This is a genomic window from Gottfriedia acidiceleris (assembly GCF_050457485.1).
In the GTDB taxonomy this organism is placed as follows: Bacteria; Bacillota; Bacilli; order Bacillales; family Bacillaceae_G; genus Gottfriedia; species Gottfriedia acidiceleris_D.
This window is the reverse complement of sequence record NZ_JBCMJM010000018.1, coordinates 1-18,067: the sequence shown is the minus strand read 5'-3', so window position 1 is coordinate 18,067 and position 18,067 is coordinate 1. Positions and strand designations below refer to the sequence as shown.

Genomic DNA, 18,067 nt, shown 5'->3' with positions numbered 1-18,067 from the left:
CCTAATTTACATTCCCTTAGTCTTTAGGTGATCATGCCTTATTTCCCTTGCCTTTCCCTCACATTTTTTGTATGATAGCGGGTAGAGACAATTTTTAAATAATATAATGGATCGAATAAATTTGCAAAATTAGAGTTCTCAAAAGAGGACTTTTTCTTTTTAATTTACATTTTGGGGGTAGCAATGAGTCATTCAACTAAATTACCTTTTGAGGTAGGAAAGCAAGACCAGTTCATCGAAAAGCTAGGGGAATGGATTGGGGACGTTTTTTACGATTTATTACCAGATGCAGGCTATGAATTAAGAGATGAGCAAATCTTTATGGCCTATCAGGTTGAAAGAGCGTTTAAAGAAAAGAAAGTAATTTTTGCTGAAGCAGGTGTTGGTACAGGTAAAACGTTTGTTTATTTGCTATATTGTTTATGCTATGCAAGATATACAGGTAAGCCAGCTATTATCGCATGTGCTGATGAATCTTTAATCGAACAGCTGGTAAAGAAAAATGGGGACATTGAAAAATTATCGAATGCTTTAAATTTGTCAATCGATGTTAGATTAGCAAAATCAACTACAAATTATTTATGTTTAAAAAAATTAGATTTACAGCGTTCAGAAATTGATGTATCGGATGCTGTTTTAGGGGTTTATGAAAATTTACCAAGCTTTGTAAATGATTATGGAACACTCCAAAAATTTACTCCATATGGAGACCGTACTGAATATAAGGACCTAACAGATGAAGAATGGGATACAATTTCATATGATTATTTCCAGGATTGCTCTACTTGTGAACAACGACATAGATGTGGACAAACTCTATCAAGAGAACATTATCGTAAAGCAACTGACCTAATTGTTTGCTCACAAGAATTTTATATGGAGCATATTTGGACGGTAGAATCTAGAAAACGTGAAGGCCAATTGCCATTACTACCTAATCCAAGTTGTGTAGTATTTGATGAAGGACATTTACTTGAATTTGCAAGTCAAAAATCGTTAACTTATCGTCTGCAACAAGAGACATTAAATACATTTTTATCATTTTTAATGCAATCTGGGACGCGTGAAAGCTTCCAACAATTACTAGAAGATACATTAGAAACGTACGATCAATTCTTTTATGAATTAGATAATAATACTGAAGAAGTTGAAGGATCTAGACGATTTAAACTGAATATGAATGAAAGATTAATTAAGTTAGCAAGTAGATTAAAGTCTCAAATTAGCAACATTGGTGATGAGTTAGTTTTTGAAAGTGAAATGTATACGATTGATGAATATCAGTTAAATATTGTTGATGAGCATTTAGATGATGTTGAGCGTTGCTTAAATTTATTTATTAATGAAATTACGGCGATTCAATGGATTGAGTATAATCAAAATGAATTAACACTAGTAATCATGCCAAAGGCTGTAAATGAGCTTTTACAAGAAAAAGTATTTAATCAAAAAATGCCGATAATATTTTCATCTGCAACTCTTTCTCAGAATAGTTCTTTTGATTATATCGCAGGTAGTTTAGGCATAAAAGATTACTTATCATTTTCGGTTAATTCTCCGTTTGATTATGATGAACAAATGAAAATAGAGTTAAATCAAGTTGACCCATCCAAAATTGAGGAAAAAAATGAAAAGATTATTGAGAAGTTAAAGGATAATAACGGAAGTACTTTAATTCTCTTCAATTCAACTCAAGAAATGAAAAAATTTAAACTGCAAGTTGAAAAAGAAAAATTGGACTTCAATTTATACTTTGAAGGTGAAGAAGAAATTAGTTCGATTGTACAAAAATTCCAAGAAGATATTAACGCGTCTTTATGTGCTGTTCATTTATGGGAAGGATTAGATATTCAAGGAATGTCACTAAGTCAAGTAATTATTCATGCGCTACCATTCCCTCCAAATGATCCTGTATTCCAGTCAAAACGTCAAAATTCACAAAACCCTTACTTCGAGATTGATGAGCCGTATATGTTATTAAGATTACGCCAAGGTATTGGACGACTAATCCGTAGTCATGAAGATAAAGGAAAAATCGTTTTATTTATAGAGAATGATCTAAACAGTGAAACAAAAGAAAAAATCTTAAACAGTTTGCCTGTTGAGCCATCATAAAAAACCGTAGGATAATTAAAAAAGCTAGCATTCGCTAGCTTTTTTTAATTACAAATTCCAACTCTAGATTTATTAAAATTGGATTCGAAAAATTCCTTAAATGCGAAAAAAGCTGTATCTCCAGTTGTGATACGATGGCCATCAAGCGGTAAATAATTCTTTTTGGCACGAATATTTTTAGTTATTGGTCCATCTGGTAAGTAAGTAGGGCAAACAATCGTCCAATTTAACTGACTTTCATTTAATAAGTTATAAGCTTTTTCATGATCGGTTGCTGCCGTTGTTGATTTCCGTTTTGATTCAGAGCTTTTATAGCGTAGAATGGTTGGATCTACTCTTGATTGTAAAATACCAGCAGTTCCAATTGTAACAATCCTACCTATTTTTTTCATTTCAAGAAGAGGAATTAGAAGTGCCATTGTTTTAGATAAAATATTTTCACCTCCAGTATTTAAGGCAGAAATTACTCCATCTACGTTTTCTAAAGCTAAATTTAAATCTTTTTCATTTAGCGTATTCCCTTTTAAAACTGTAAGAGCTGCATGGTTAATCGTTATTTTTTGTTCATCTCTTACTAAAGCAATTACTTCACACTTAGCTTCTAATAATAAATCCACTAAAAATGATCCGACTCTTCCAGTTGCTCCTAATAATAATATTTTCATAACATCACCTTGCTGTATTGTACAATATTTTTATTAATTATGTCTTTTATATAAACTTAATCATATGATTTCTGAAAATAAAATGCTTTTTAAGCTTAATATTAATTCAATATAAAAGTTATGATAGAATGAAATTAACATCCTAAAATTTAGAAATGAGGGGTATATATGGCAATAAATAAAATACAAGAAGAATTTACTGACTATTTAAAGAAGATCGAAAATTATAATGAAGCAATTAATGTTATGTATTGGGACCTAAGAACGGGAGCGCCTAAAAATGGTGCTGAACAAAGATCAAATGTCATTAGTCATCTTTCTGCAGAAGTTTTTGAAATGACAACATCAAGTACAATGGAAAACTATTTAAATTTATTGGAAAAAGAAATAGGCACAGGAAACTTAAATGAAATCATTGAAAAATCTGTTAAGGAATGTAGAAAAAATTATGATTTAAACTGTAAAATCCCTAAAAATGAATATGCAGAATATGTAAAGCTTTGTTCATTAAGTGAAAATGCTTGGGAAGACGCTAAAAATGAAAGTGACTTTAGTAAGTTCCAACCATATTTAGAAAAAATTGTAGCGATGAAAAAACAATTCATTGAATATTGGGGGTACAAAGAAAAGAAATATGATACTTTATTAAGCTTTTATGAGCCTGGTATGACAACTGGAAAGCTTGATGAAGTTTTTGGTAAAGTAAGAGAAAGTCTTGTGCCATTAGTAGCGAAAATTTCAAATTCGCAAACTAAACTAATGCGCGAAGAGTTGTCACAACCGATTTCAATTGATCTTCAAAAAGAAGTTAGTGAAGAGATACTTGTAAAATTAGGTTATAATTTCGATTCTGGTCGTTTAGATGAAACAGTTCATCCATTTCAGATTACTTTAAATCCTGGTGATGTTCGTGTAACAACGAAATATATAGAAGATAACTTTATGAGTGCGCTTTTTGGAACCATTCACGAATGTGGACATGCACTATATGAGCAAAATTTATCATCGAATTTAATTGGGACACCGTTATGTGAAGGTGCATCGATGGGAATTCACGAGTCTCAATCACTATTCTTTGAAAATATGATTGGAAGAAGTAAAGAGTTTTGGGAAGCACAGTATGAAAATTTAATAGCGAAAACTGGTGAATATTTTAAAAATTTATCGGTGGAAGAATTTTATAAAGCAATAAACCATAGTGAGCCTTCGTTAATTCGAATTGAAGCGGACGAATGTACATACCCATTGCATATAATGGTTCGATATGAAATTGAAAAAGAACTGTTTGATGGTGATTTACAAGTAAAGGATTTGCCAAAAGTATGGAATGATAAAATGGAAGAATACTTAGGTATCGTTCCATCAAACGATCGAGAAGGCGTTCTTCAAGATGTTCACTGGGCAGGTGGAGATTTTGGTTATTTTCCTTCGTATGCATTAGGTGCGATGTACGCAGCACAGTTTAAGCATAAAATGAAACAGGATTTAAGCGATTATGAAACGATTTTAAAAAGCGGCGAAATTGATCAAATTGTTAATTGGCTAACCCTAAATATTCACCAATATGGAAAACTAAAAGAACCGAAAGAATTATTAGTAGATGTTACAGGTGAAGAGTTAAATGTAAAATACTTTATTGATTACTTAGAAGATAAATACTCTAAATTATATAGTCTAGTATAATCTGATTCGTGTGGATGGAGGTTGTTAGGAACCTCCCCATACTCATTTTTAAAGAAAACATAAATTAATGATTAATTCTAAGTTATTATTTTTTTATGTTTTTTTAATAAGTTCAAAGAATAGACATATTTAGATATTTAATAAATTACTTTTTTATAGTATTATAGATAAAAATGAAAGCGTGTTCACAGTTGCTTAATAAGAAGAATTGAATTTAATTAGGTGAAATATTGAAGATCTATAGTAACTGAAATTAAGTTCAAAAAATATTCACATTTAGAAAGTGTTAAGATATTTTTTTTATAGTATTATAGATAAAAATGAAAGCGTGTTCATACTTTTTTTGAAAAGGAGGTAATTTGAATGTTTTTTAGGACAGCCAGATCATTACAACGAAATATTGAAGAAAAACGAATCAAGTTGCAAGAAGCTCAAAATCAAAATAATGACAATCATCAAGAAGTAGTAAAGATTCGTCATCAGTTGGACACTGATTTAAGAGAACTACAGAAGTTATTGAAAGCGGTTGCAGTTAAACAATCAAAAATTAATATTAAACCAATATGATAAAATAGTACATAGACCACAAAATATTTTTTGTGGTCTTATTCTTTTTGTAGTGGAAAGCTAATAGTAACAAGTAATAGATCACTAATAGCTAAATTTATTTTTTATTAATTAGTTTTAAAAATCTTTGATGAAAAATATTATCTATAGATTTTATTATAAAAATTGTTAGAACAAGGGTACTTATACGATTTGTGCTTAAAATGCTAATTATGTAGCTTGTATAAAAAAATTAATACAAATAGTTAAAAATCACTAATCAAAAACAAAATTCCCTAAGTATAATAGAGTATATCGATTAATATCCATTTTTTTATAAAAATGTGGAATGAGGTTCTAGATGGATTTCGAACTGGCGAGTCGTATTAGAAGATTGTTAGCAGCTTGGATCGATGGCTCATTAAATCTTTTATTTTCTAAACTGGGGTTATTAATACTTGGGTTAGAAAGTAAAGACATTTTAGATTTATTTATGTTTAGTAGTAAGCAACTGTTTTTATATTCAATTTGGTCGTTATTATTTATTTTCCTATTTTATGTCATTGTACCTACTTATATTTGGAACGGACAAACAATAGGAAAAAGATTATTAAGTATTATGGTTGTGAGGGATACAGAAGACTTAGTTGATTTCAAAACTATGACATTACGCTCGATATTTGCTTTTGGGTGTCAGCTAAATTTGCCAATATTTATAGAAGCAATCGGAATTTTGTATCTCGTTGATCTATTTTTTATCTTCCGAAAAGATCGGAAAACATTGCATGATTTAATCGCTAAAACGAAGGTTGTTTATTATTAATAACACTAAAAAATACCCTTTAAAGCTATTTTCAAGCTTTAAAGGGTATTTATATTTTTATCTTATAATGATGTTTTAGCTAAATATTCATCTAGTTGGTCAAATGTACCAGTAAAGCCTTGCTGCATAGAATCTTTATTTGCAATAAATGCTGCAACTTCTTCATCTGTAGCATTTATTGGGAAACCTTTTAATGTAATAGTTGTTTTACCATCATTTTCTTCTAAAGTTAAAGTGTTTTGAATTTCCAATGGCCAAACTTCAAAGAATGGAGCGCGAACCATATTTCCTTCTTGATCAGAGAATGAATTAACAAATACGATTTTCTCAGGTTCAATAATTTCACCAAAAACAAATAATCCCCACATTACGAATCCTTCTGGTGATTCCATTTTATAGTGGAATTTACCTCCTGGTCTAAATTCTAACGTTGTTACATCCATTTCAAAGCCTTTTGGACCCCACCAGTTTTTGAGATGCTCTGCTTCTGACCAAACTTTGAATACTAATTCACGAGGCGCATCAACAACCCTTGTTAAAACTAATCCTTGTTCATCTACATTAAACGTATTTTTACTCATTTTTAATTCCTCCATTTATTTTATTATTTACTAAATTAGACATTGTTTCTTCTTTTAAAAACTAGGTACTGCTCCTTTCAATAATAGTTAGTACTAATTAAATTGTGTGCAATGAATAAGCTAAGATTATTTGCCTTGTAACTTTTTTAAATAATCATCCAATTGATCGAATCTCTGTTCCCAGACGTGACGGAATGACTTAATCCACGAATCCATTTCTTTTAGCGGCTGGGGTCTTAGTTTATAAATTCTTTTATTGGCGATTGGTTGAACTTCGACAAGCCCAGCTTCACTTAGAACGCGAAGATGCTTTGAAACTTGTGGTTGTTTAAGTCCTAAGCTTTCAGCTATTTCACCGACTGATAGAGGACCGTCACGTAAGAGTTCGACAATCTGTAACCGGTTCGGCTCTGCAAGAGCAATTAAAGTCGAATTCATAAATTGAATATACCTCAATAGGAATATTCCTGTCAAGGAATATTCAGAATATAAATTTGTGCTAATCTAAAAATGACTTGAGTAGTATTTACGGAGTGATAAGACAATATTCATTTTTGTCGAGAAATATTATTTGAAAAGTAAGATAATTCTTATTTATCCATCAATATTTTATGTTACTATTTAGCTGACTCAAAAATTTGATTTTAAAAGGTGGGTGTTTTGATGAGCTTAAAAGATTATGAGGCTTCGTTTTTAGATTATGTAAGAAAAATGTTAAACATAGAAGAAGCAATTAGTGTTTTATATTGGGATCTTCGAACAGGTGCACCTAAAAATGCTGTAAGTCAGCGTTCAAATGTAATTAGTCAATTATCAGCCGATGTTTTTAAAATGAGTACTTCAAAAGATATGGCTCATTATTTAATAACCATGGAAGAAGCCATTAGTGCAGGTAAATGTTCATTAGAAGTTGAAAAAACTGTAAAATACTTAAGAAAGCAGTACGATCGAAATACGAAAATACCAGTTGATGAGTTTGAAGCTTTTGTTAAATGCCAAGCAATTTCTGAGAGTGTTTGGGCAGAAGCAAAGGAAGAAAATAATTTTGCTAAATTTGAACCATATTTAACTGAAATAATTGAGTATAAACGTAAGTTCGTTGAATATTTAGGATATAAAGACTGTAAATATGATACATATTTAGATCAATATGAACATGGAATGACTGTAAATAAACTGGACGAAGTATTTTCAGAAGTAAGAAATAAATTAGTACCGATAGTTAAAGCTGTATCGACTAGCGGGAAAAACTTTGAAAAAGAAGAGATGAAATCATTCGTTTCGACGCAAAAACAAAAAGAAATTTGTGAACAACTATTAGCTTCTCTTGGTTATAATTTTGATGCTGGAAGATTAGATCCAACTCCACATCCTTTTGCTACTTCTCTTAATTTAGGTGATGTTCGAGTAACAACGAAATATCATGAAAATAATTTTGAAAAAGCCATTTTTAGTACAATTCATGAATGTGGTCATGCACTATATGAGCAAAACATTTCCAAAGATTTGGAAGGTTTACCGATCGCTCATGGAGCGTCGTTAGGTATTCATGAATCTCAGTCACTTTTATATGAAAAGATAATTGGACAAAGCTATGAATTTTGGAAATCAAATTATCCAAAGTTAAAAGAGCAACTTAATGGAGTGTTAGATAATGTTTCGTTAGATGAATTTTATAAAGTGATAAATAATAGTAAGCCTTCATTTATTCGTATTGAAGCTGATGAATTAACTTATCCTTTACATGTAATGATTCGTTATGAAATTGAAAAGGATTTATTAGATGGAAAAATTCAAGTTTCAGAGCTTCCTTCAATTTGGAATCAAAAAATGGAGGAGTATCTAGGAATAATTCCCGAAACTGATCGAGAAGGTGTTTTACAGGACGTACATTGGTCAATGGGGCATTTTGGATACTTCCCAACTTATGCATTAGGTGCAATGTATGCTGCGCAAATTAAAGCAACAATGGAAAAAGAATTACCTAATTTTAGTGAATTAGTTGAAACGAATGATTTCCAAACAATTCTTGATTGGTTAAAAGTGAATATTCATCAATATGGTGCAATGAAGGAACCACAACAAATTTTGAAGGATGTTACTGGTGAAGAATTGAATGTGAAATTTTTTGTTGATTATTTGGAATCAAAATATACAAAATTGTATGAGTTGGAAGAAGTAAATAAATCATAATTGTGAATTATTAATGTTGTGGGCTTTATTGTAGAAGCATTTTAATGGAAATAATTGCGAATGTAGATTCGAGTAAAATGAGATATACTAAAACTGCACAACAGAAAGAAAACTCCTTTGAAACGCTTAGACAATTCTTATTATTTGTTCATGGTCCATGAATAAATAGTGAATTGTCTTTTTTTTGTTTAAATTTTGTACGAATTTAATCTTGTAAATTTTGAGGTTAAAATGTCAGCTTATTTCCACTCTAGAATTTTTCATGTATTAAAGAATAATTTTCAAATTTAATACAAAAGGTAATGACTATAAGGAGTGGGAAATGATGCCTTTAATTTTATCTGTTGGAAAAGCTGTACCAAAATATAAAATCGATCAGGAAAATATAGTGCCTTTTATTCGAGAGCTTTTTTTGAAAAGATACCCTTCAATCGATCGCTTATTATCTGTATTTCAAAATGGTGAGATTCAAAGTCGATATATTTCTAAAGAGCTTTCTTGGTATAGCGAAGAGCATAGCTTTGAGCAAAAAAATCAGGCTTATACTGAAATCTCAATTGAATTATCAATAGAAGCTATTAAAAATTGTTTGACAAGTAATGAATTTCTTTCTTCGGAAATTCAATATGAAAAAATTGATGGAATTATATTTGTTTCTTCAACTGGTATTTCAACCCCTACAATTGATGCTCATATCGCAAATATCCTGCCATTTAATTCTTCTATTAAAAGAATTCCCATATGGGGCTTAGGGTGTGCCGGTGGTGCTAGTGGTATTTCTAGAGCATTTGATTATTGTAAAGCCCATCCAAAGTCAAATGTTTTACTAGTTGCAGTTGAATTATGTAGTTTAACATTTCAAAAAGAAGATCTTTCCAAAAGTAATATAATAGGAACTTCCTTATTTGCAGATGGAGCAGCAGCGGTTCTAGTTATTGGCGACGAGAGTGATTTGAAAAATCGAACGATACATAAATCTTTACCGTCAATTGAACAAACTAATTCAACTCTAATGCCAAATTCATTAGACGTAATGGGATGGGATGTTCGGAATGATGGTTTATTTGTCATTTTTTCAAGGGATATACCATCAATCGTTAAAAGTTGGTTACAACCAGTTGTTTCAAATTTTTTAACGCAAAATGAACTAACAATAAGGGATATTACTCATTTCATTGCTCATCCTGGTGGGAAAAAAGTATTGGACGCATATATCGATTCTTTAGATCTTTCCGAAGCGAATATCGAAATTTCATTAAATATTTTAAAATCATATGGAAATATGTCATCTTGTACTGTGTTATTTGTGTTAAGTGAGTATATGAAATTAGGAAAAATAAATGAGTACGGTCTTCTTTGTGCTTTAGGACCAGGATTTAGTTCAGAGTTATCATTGTTAAAGTGGGTAGAATGCTAATGTTAAAGATTATTTTTTTATTCATTATCATACAAAGAGTGATTGAGCTAGGTATAGCAAAGAATAATGAAAAAAAATTAAAAATACGGGGCGCACGTGAATTTGGCCAAGAGCATTATAAGTTTTTTATCATCTTACATAGCATGTTTTTTATTTCAATTCTAATTGAGAATTATTTCATTCATTATTTAGAAATTAGATTTTTTACCTTTCTCCTAATCGTTTTTATCATATTACAATTAGCAAGAGTATGGGTTATTTCAACGTTAGGAGAAAGATGGAATACAAAAATCATTATTTTACCTAATGAAAAATTAGTAAAACGTGGGCTTTATAAGTATATCAAGCATCCAAATTACATAATCGTTACAATTGAATTATTAGTAATACCTATTATGTTTCATGCGTATATTACAACTGTAATCTTTTCTGTTTGTAATTTAATTTTATTAAAAGTAAGAATCCGAGAAGAAAATAAAGCGCTTTTACAATCAATCGAATAGTTATTGACAAATGGAAAATAACTGATTATGATTAATGTAGAATGAAAATCATTATCAACTTCGAAAGGTTGTGCGTCAAATGGTTCTTGGATTTGTGTCAGCTACAATTCTTTTATACTTTTTATTAACTAAATATGTACTTAAACAAGTTCAAAACTAGGTGATGTTACCTAGTTTTTTTATTTTATATGCATATGCCTATACATTCTTCTTCCAAATTAATATATATGGGGATAAAATAATGCTAGGGAAATTATTTGAGTATGAAATGAAATGGGGAAATCACGTTGCAAAACACTAAGATTAACAGAGGGGAACTACTGAATAAGGTTTCTTCAGGTATCAATTTACTTTCTGAACAAGGAAATTCGAAGGAATTATTTCAATTAAAAAAATTAGCATACAAAATACAAAATCAAGAAAGTTATTACGTATTTTGTGGGCATTTTTCTGCTGGTAAGTCATCTTTACTAAATGATCTTTTACAAGTAGAAAAACTACCTACAAGCCCAATTCCTACAAGTGCAAACGTTGTAAAATTAAAAAATGGCGAAAGTAAAATGTTAATTACCCTTAAAGATAGTGAAATGTTTCAGATTCAAGAGGATATTCAAGTCGATGAACTAAAAAAGTTAGCTTCTGATAGTGGTACAATTATTGAGCTCGAGTGGGCACAAGAATTATTTAAAATTCCAACTGGATCTGTTTTAATTGATACTCCAGGAATTGATTCAACAGATATGGATCATTTAGAGGCGACAAACTCAGTCATTCATCTTGCGGATAGTATTTTTTATTTAATGGATTATCAACATGTTCATTCGAAAACAAATATTGATTTTATTCATAATTTAGTTGAAAAAAATAATAAAGTTTGTTTAGTCATTACATGTATTGATAAACACGATGAAACAGAATTGACGTTTGAACAATTTAAACATGGTGTAATTGGAAACTTAAAAAAACAAGGATTAGGCAACTTACAAGTTTTTTATATTTCTACAAGAGATAAATCTGTAGATAATAACGAATATAACCAGTTTATTAATTATTTAAATGACTTATACAGTCATCAAGATGTAGTGCAACTTGAAAATGACTATGTAAGCTTTTTAACAATTATGAACGAACAAATACAACAACTTGAGAACGATTACATTGATCTCGATCAAAATGCTGATGAGATTAGATCGCAATATAATGAGTTAAATAATGAAATTGAAGTTATTGAAACATCAGTTTCTACATTTGAGGAAAATTGTTTGCAGTCTACACAACAAGTTCTTACTAATTCAAACATTACGCCATTTGAAATGAGAGAATTAGCCTCAAAATATTTGGAATCAGAAAAGGCATTGCAAAATAAAGGATTATTTCAATCTAGAAAAAAACTTGAAAATGCTTTACATGAATCTAAAAGTCAATTTATTCACAAGGTACAAGAATTAACAAATAAACAAATTGAGTATTTTGTAAAAGAAGCAGCAATTCGAACTGTAAAACAACTTGAAAATAATAAAATTGATAGCAGTGACTTTGATAAAATCTTAGAGCCTAATTTGAGTGAAGATGTAATTTGTCCTAAGCCATCCCATTTGATTGATACAGGTGGTAACTATTTATTACAGTATACGAAGGAAGTAAGTGAAGGAATTAAGGCGGTATATCGTAAAAGTATTGCTGAATTTATTTACACACTTTCAAAGGAACTTAAGGTACAAAATGAATTAACTATTCTAAAGTTAAAAAATCAAAAGAATGATTTACAATCAAAAATAGATGGATTTGATGAATTAGAGTTTAATAATCAAAAAATTTCACATATGGTCTCAGAACTTAAGACGATTTTAAATAATCATCAAGAAATGAATCAAGACCTGCCAGAAATTAAGCCTACTTTAATATCAGTAAGTGAATTAATTAATCACAAAATCTTAACCGTTCAAGCACCGGAAATAAAAGAAGAACTTATTACTGACATTGAACAAACTAATTCAAAAAAATATTCTAACGAAGAAATTCAAGCTAAATATGAAGTTGCTGATTTTATATTAGACGAATTAACTTCAAATAAATTTATCCAGAGTAAAATAGGTACTCTAAAAGAAAAAAGAGAACAAATAAAATCAAACGAATACACAATTGCATTATTCGGAGCGTTTAGTTCTGGAAAAACATCGTATATAAATACTCTATTAGGCAATCGTGTACTACCTGTTTCTCCACACCCAACAACAGCGGCAATTTGTAAGATTAAACGCTCAACAGCTGAATCTGGTAATAAGAAAGCTGATGTGAGTTATAAATCAGAAGAATCTTTAAAAGAAGAGTTTCTGGATTTCTTTAAAAAATGGGGCGTGGAAGCAAATGAAAAAGAGTGGTTTAGTACCATTCAAAATTTAATTAAGAAACAAAAGGATAAAATTCCTACTGATGCTTTCGTTTATGCAGAAAGCGTATGTCAAAATTATGAAGAAATGAGAAGCTTACTAGGTACAACTAAGCGATATGACTTAAGTGAGTATGTAAGTGTTATAAGTGAAGAAAATAGAGCGTGTTTTGTAAAAGAAAGTACAGTTTATTTTGATTGTGAGATCACGTTAAGTGGAATCGTATTAGTGGATACGCCAGGGGGAAATAGTATCCATTCAAGACATACTGAACTAGCATTCGACTATTTGAAAAAAGCTGATTTAATTTTATATGTTGCACATTATCAACATGCCTTTACACGTCAAGATGAGTCTTTTTTAATGCAAATCGGACGAATGAGAGAAAGCTTTGATAGTGATAAAGTTTACTTTGTGTTAAATGCTTCGGATTTAGCAAAAGATCAAAACGAAATCGAAATCGTTCAAAATTTCTTTGTAAACCAATTAACGAAACTAGGAGTTCGTTTCCCATCTGTGTTTGCTATTTCAAGTATGCTTCAGATGAAGGGATATGGTGATTCAGAGTTAAATTTGGAAATCCAGAATAATTATAAGAAATTAAATACGAAAATCCAAAATTTCTTCCAATTTGAGATTGCGAATGAAGTTTTTAAAACATTTATTAATGACCTATTAACAATTGAAAAAATCTTACGTGATACGATTAATCGTTTCGAAAGAATAAAACGTGAAAAAGATCAATTCTTCAACGAACTTGAGCAAATTCAGAAAAAGGTTAAAGATGCGATTAAAAATGCAGACCCTACAAATTTACCAAGAGCATTTATGAAAGAAAACGAACAATTGATTTTCTTTATCGAAAAGCGTATCGAATTAAGGATGCGAGATTTATTCCCTTATTTCTTTAATCCAAGTATTTTCAATAATACAACGAAAAATATTAAACAATTATTTGTAACTAAAATTCGTGAATTTATTTATGAAGTATTGGAAGAGATTTTAAAGGAATTAAGAGTAACTGGATTTAGATTAGAGAAGTTTTTAATGAATGAAATTTCAATGTCACAAGATCGAGTAATTGGTGAAATACATTCAATTCAATCTGAATTTATCGTTCAAAAAAGTGAAATTAATGAGATCTTACCTGTTTCGATAAAAAATCCTGATCAATTTATTAATGTAGATCGTTTTGAAAGTTTAAAGAATTACTTCAAAAATCCTAAAAGCTTTTTTGTTGAAAACATGAAAGAAACTATGATTGATGAATGCATTAATGAGTTGAGAACACCATTAAAAGACTATTTAGCAAATATGAATAGCTTATTTGGAAAGCACTATCACATTCAATATGTTGATGCATTAAATTCTGTACTGCACAACTGTGGTAATCAAATCGAAAATGATGTTCAACAAACAATTAAAGCAACTGAAAACTTAAATGAAGTAGTAGTAGATGAAAGAGTATTAAACTTATTCCAAAAATTAATTTAATATGAGGGTGGACAATTAAAATTGAAAAATATTATTGATGTAAACATTGCAAATAAATTGCGCTTAAATAAAAATGTTGTATTTTTAGATTGTCGATTTCAATTGTCAAATCCTGAATATGGTTTAAGTGAGTATAAGAAAAATCATATTCCGCTTTCTCGTTATGTTGATTTAAATAATGACTTATCTAGTCCTGTACAAAAGCATGGAGGCAGACATCCGTTACCTAATTTAAATGATTTTGGAAATCTTTTAGGAGATCTAGGGATCGATCATGATACGATTGTTATTTGTTATGACGATGGTACGAATGATAATGCCGCAAGATGTTGGTTTTTATGTAATTTGGTAGGGCATCAGTATACTTTTGTTTTAAATGGTGGTTATAAAAAATGGTTGGAAAATGATTTTGAAGTAACGACTAAAACTGAAGAAGTCATACCTAAAAAATTCGAGATTAATGTCCAAGAGTATATGATCACTTCGATGAATGAAGTTAAGAAGAATGGTAAAAAAGAGGATTTCAATTTAATTGATTCTAGAGAATCTATTCGATTTATTGGCGAATTTGAACCAATTGACCGAATTGCTGGCCATATACCTGGAGCAAAAAATTCATTCTGGAAAGAAGTTTTAAATGAAGCGGGAGAATTTAAATCAAAAGAAGAAATACAAACTCTTTTTAAGCCATATAACAAGATCAATGAAACAGTTGTTTATTGTGGCTCAGGTGTCACTGGATGTGTTAATTATTTAGGATTAATTGAAGCTGGATATGCGAATGTAAAACTGTATCCAGGAAGTTTTAGTGATTGGATTTCTTATGAAGAAAATGTAGTGAATAAGGAAAAATAATTAGTTGCAAAATAGTTTTAGTTGGTATAGAATGAGAATACAAATTAAACAAAACCTGCTGTGTGCGTTGTCAGTTTATGTCTTAAACCAATGATTTGTATACCGGAAGACCAATATTTAAGTAACAACATCGTGCCTACATATAGGAGGATGAGCGTTACTTGTGAGGACATCCACCTTGGAGTTCGGTTTACTTAGACATAAATGAATAACGGCATTTGCGGGAAAAAAAACCATTCACATTTTGTGAATGGTTTTTTCTTCTTTATATAATTGCTTTTTACTTTTGTTCTTTCTAATTTGAGTTACGATTGTAGAAACTAAAATCAAGCTGCAACCGAATAAACCAATTTCTTGTAATCTTTCTCCACCATAATAATACCCAGTAATCGCTGCAAAAACTGGCTCGGTAGCGAGAATAATCCCTACTTCAGTTGCACTTATTGTACGTTGGGCAAACATTTGGATAAAGAAAGCTGCAGCGGTACAAAAAATTGCTGTAAATAGAATTGAAAAAACAAAATATTTATTTGTCCATAATGCATGGTTGAAAATGACTTGCCAATCTTCAAAGATTAAAGCACATGTCCATGAGGCTAAACCTACAAAAGTTATTTGTACAGTTGCCAGTTGTAGTGAATTATAATTCGGTGAGTAGATCGTTGAATAAATAATATGAAGAGCAAACGCAATCGCACTGAAAAAGGATATAATATCACCAGAATTAAACTTGGAATTTGTTGATAGTGTTAATAAAAATAATCCGATGAAGGCAATAATTGCACATACATTTTCCCGTAAAGTAGGTTTTTTCTTATATTTAAAGAACAAAAGAAAAGGAACAATCGCTACACTAATACCTATAATAAAACCTGATTTGGATATAGACGTGTAATGTAATCCAAATGTTTGAAATACAAAACCTAGAAATAAAAATAATCCTATTACGATTCCGGGGAAAATAAAACCAGCTTTTCCGCGATATCTTTTATTATTTTTTCGATTTAATAAAGTTTGAACTGTAAATAATACAATTGCTGCTACTATAAATCGTAATGCATTAAATGTAAATGGTTGGACAAACTTAAGTGTTTCTTTAACGATGAAAAGCGAAGAACCCCAAATGAAGGACACAAAGAGTAAAGAAGAAAAAGCGATTAATTTATTTTTCATATCGTCCCTTCCTTTTTTATTTTATAGCTTTTCGAGCAAGTTCATCAGCAACCTTATTTGCGCTTGATGGAATCCATTTAATAAAGAAAAGTTCAAGTTGATTAATCAGCTTTAGTGATTTCTCTAATAAAGGAATAAACAAATCGTTTTTCGAATATTTCTTATCAATACTTTCTTCAACGATTTTTGAATCTGTACGGAATGAAACAATTGTTAAATTATTTTTGACACAATAATCTAGTGCAAGTAGCAATGCATGAAACTCAGCTTCATGATTAGACATCGAATCTAATGGAATACTTAAAAAAACAGGTTCTTTAATTCCTTTTATGAAAATACCTGCACCTGAGGGCCCGGGATTTCCTTTGGAAGCTCCGTCAATATAAACTTCAATCATAGTAAACCTCCAAAACTTATATATGTACCATTTTAGTATATTTTCAAAAAAATGAAAACTTAAAATATGAAATGAAGTAATTTATATTCAACCATAACATGTCTAAAATAAACTATAGAAGAGGTGTGTCGGATGAAGCTAAAGATCAGTTGGAAATATCAAACCAAAAAGAAATATCAAATTACACTTGAAACTGAATGGTTAGAAATAAAAGAAGCACTACTTTTAGCGGAAGATTTTGAAAGTACAGGTAGAACAAGAGAAATCATCTTTTTAGATCAATTCGACACAGAGTGGACTAAAAAACAAGTAATAAAGTACTTAAAAGAACTCGAAGAAGAACCTCATAATATTTCAATATTTTTTGACGGTGGATTTGATCTAGCAACATCTATATCTGGAATAGGTGTATGCTTATACTTTAGCCAAAATGGTAAAAACTATCGAAAAAGGTTTAATGAAAAATTAGACGGGTTATTGACAAATAATGAAGCGGAATTTGCTGCGATTGAAAATGCAATCCTACTATTAGAGGAAATGAATATAACAGGACAAACGATTGTTATTAAAGGAGATTCACAAGTAGTCATTAATCAATTAAATGGAGATTGGCCTTGTTATGAAGAACAACATGAACGATTTATAAATCGAATTGAAAGAAAATGTAAAAACTTAAAATTAACCTTACAATTAGAACTTATTAAACGTAATGATAACAAAGAAGCTCATAATCTAGCAACGCAAGCACTAAAAGGGAATAAGATAATAAGTACGATTGAAGTTACATGAAGAGGTGAATTGAATTATGGAACGTAAAGAAATCCTGGATGAAATAGATACTTTAATTAAGACTTATTGCGATGGCTGTTTTGTCTATAAACATTTTAGAAAAGACCATAGCCAAAAATTCGCACAATCATTTTGTATTAATAAATGTACAATCGGAGAAAAAATAAAAACGATTGGTAAGCAATTAACTTCTGACTGTTAATTTATACATTAAAGGAACATGAGAATTAAAAAAGAAATATCTTGTTGAATTCCATTACAGTATACTCGCTTTCCATGGGGCAATAAATATCAAAATAACTACGTCTCATAATTAATGTTAAAAATTCCAATTTAATATTGACTACGTCTTAATTCTAAATAAAAAGAAGGTACTAATAAAAGTACCTTCTTTCACGCTGTTGAAAAACAATCTTGTCAATTAATTATCAAATTTTCATAAA

General features: G+C 30.0%; 16 protein-coding genes and 1 other RNA gene. 12 read left to right on the top strand and 5 right to left on the bottom strand.

The genetic code is table 11. The annotated features are described in order from the left end of the window. The first annotated feature begins 183 nt into the window (after positions 1-183). Positions 184-2,115, top strand: a complete 1,932-nt coding sequence (locus tag ABEY15_RS19375; protein WP_429891739.1) for an ATP-dependent DNA helicase — start codon at positions 184-186, stop codon at positions 2,113-2,115. A 44-nt stretch (positions 2,116-2,159) separates the two neighbouring features. On the opposite strand, the gene ABEY15_RS19370 is transcribed toward ABEY15_RS19375, so the two are convergent. Next, positions 2,160-2,780, bottom strand: coding sequence for an NAD(P)-dependent oxidoreductase (locus tag ABEY15_RS19370; RefSeq protein ID WP_429891737.1), 621 nt, complete (start codon positions 2,778-2,780; stop codon positions 2,160-2,162). 168 nt (positions 2,781-2,948) lie between these two features. Here ABEY15_RS19370 and ABEY15_RS19365 point away from each other — a divergent pair, with 168 nt between their 5' ends. The 3 genes from ABEY15_RS19365 to ABEY15_RS19355 all read left to right on the top strand — a co-directional run bounded on the left by ABEY15_RS19365 (position 2,949) and on the right by ABEY15_RS19355 (position 5,832). After that, positions 2,949-4,463 carry a carboxypeptidase M32 gene (locus tag ABEY15_RS19365; RefSeq protein WP_429891736.1) on the top strand — a complete coding sequence of 505 codons (1,515 nt, stop codon included), beginning with the start codon at positions 2,949-2,951 and terminating at the stop codon, positions 4,461-4,463. 363 nt (positions 4,464-4,826) lie between these two features. Further along, the gene (locus ABEY15_RS19360) at positions 4,827-5,030 is read left to right on the top strand and encodes a hypothetical protein (protein ID WP_429891735.1); all 204 of its coding nucleotides are present in this window, start codon (positions 4,827-4,829) and stop codon (positions 5,028-5,030) included. A 340-nt stretch (positions 5,031-5,370) separates the two neighbouring features. Beyond that, a complete protein-coding gene (locus ABEY15_RS19355) occupies positions 5,371-5,832 on the top strand; it encodes an RDD family protein (protein WP_429891734.1) in 462 nt (153 codons plus the stop codon). 62 nt (positions 5,833-5,894) lie between these two features. Here ABEY15_RS19355 and ABEY15_RS19350 read toward each other — a convergent pair whose 3' ends face one another. Further along, entirely contained in the window at positions 5,895-6,413 is a 519-nt protein-coding gene (locus ABEY15_RS19350) for an SRPBCC family protein (protein WP_429891733.1), read from the bottom strand. Positions 6,414-6,539: 126 nt separating this feature from the next. After that, complete coding sequence (locus tag ABEY15_RS19345; RefSeq protein WP_025671541.1) at positions 6,540-6,851, bottom strand: ArsR/SmtB family transcription factor; 312 nt, start codon at positions 6,849-6,851, stop codon at positions 6,540-6,542. A gap of 225 nt (positions 6,852-7,076) precedes the next feature. On the opposite strand from ABEY15_RS19345, the gene ABEY15_RS19340 reads away from it, so the two are divergent. The 6 genes from ABEY15_RS19340 to ssrS all read left to right on the top strand — a co-directional run bounded on the left by ABEY15_RS19340 (position 7,077) and on the right by ssrS (position 15,496). Continuing rightward, positions 7,077-8,606, top strand: coding sequence for a carboxypeptidase M32 (locus ABEY15_RS19340; protein WP_429891732.1), 1,530 nt, complete (start codon positions 7,077-7,079; stop codon positions 8,604-8,606). A 325-nt stretch (positions 8,607-8,931) separates the two neighbouring features. Then, complete coding sequence (locus ABEY15_RS19335) at positions 8,932-10,023, top strand: type III polyketide synthase (protein WP_429891841.1); 1,092 nt, start codon at positions 8,932-8,934, stop codon at positions 10,021-10,023. Further along, entirely contained in the window at positions 10,023-10,526 is a 504-nt protein-coding gene (locus tag ABEY15_RS19330; RefSeq protein ID WP_429891731.1) for an isoprenylcysteine carboxyl methyltransferase family protein, read from the top strand. The genes ABEY15_RS19335 and ABEY15_RS19330 overlap by 1 nt, the downstream gene beginning before the upstream one ends. 287 nt (positions 10,527-10,813) lie before the next feature. Further along, positions 10,814-14,410, top strand: a complete 3,597-nt coding sequence (locus ABEY15_RS19325; protein WP_429891730.1) for a dynamin family protein — start codon at positions 10,814-10,816, stop codon at positions 14,408-14,410. A gap of 21 nt (positions 14,411-14,431) precedes the next feature. Continuing rightward, positions 14,432-15,265, top strand: coding sequence for a sulfurtransferase (locus ABEY15_RS19320; protein ID WP_429891729.1), 834 nt, complete (start codon positions 14,432-14,434; stop codon positions 15,263-15,265). 49 nt (positions 15,266-15,314) lie between these two features. After that, positions 15,315-15,496: non-coding RNA, 6S RNA (ssrS, locus tag ABEY15_RS19315), on the top strand. Positions 15,497-15,502: 6 nt separating this feature from the next. On the opposite strand, the gene ABEY15_RS19310 is transcribed toward ssrS, so the two are convergent. After that, complete coding sequence (locus tag ABEY15_RS19310; protein ID WP_429891728.1) at positions 15,503-16,438, bottom strand: DMT family transporter; 936 nt, start codon at positions 16,436-16,438, stop codon at positions 15,503-15,505. A 16-nt stretch (positions 16,439-16,454) separates the two neighbouring features. Beyond that, positions 16,455-16,835 carry a reverse transcriptase-like protein gene (locus ABEY15_RS19305; protein ID WP_098429800.1) on the bottom strand — a complete coding sequence of 127 codons (381 nt, stop codon included), beginning with the start codon at positions 16,833-16,835 and terminating at the stop codon, positions 16,455-16,457. A 132-nt stretch (positions 16,836-16,967) separates the two neighbouring features. Between ABEY15_RS19305 and ABEY15_RS19300 the strand changes: the two genes are divergently transcribed. Then, the gene (locus tag ABEY15_RS19300) at positions 16,968-17,624 is read left to right on the top strand and encodes a reverse transcriptase-like protein (RefSeq protein ID WP_248268945.1); all 657 of its coding nucleotides are present in this window, start codon (positions 16,968-16,970) and stop codon (positions 17,622-17,624) included. 16 nt (positions 17,625-17,640) lie between these two features. Then, the gene (locus ABEY15_RS19295) at positions 17,641-17,826 is read left to right on the top strand and encodes a zinc-finger domain-containing protein (RefSeq protein WP_069031958.1); all 186 of its coding nucleotides are present in this window, start codon (positions 17,641-17,643) and stop codon (positions 17,824-17,826) included. Positions 17,827-18,067: the final 241 nt, after the last annotated feature.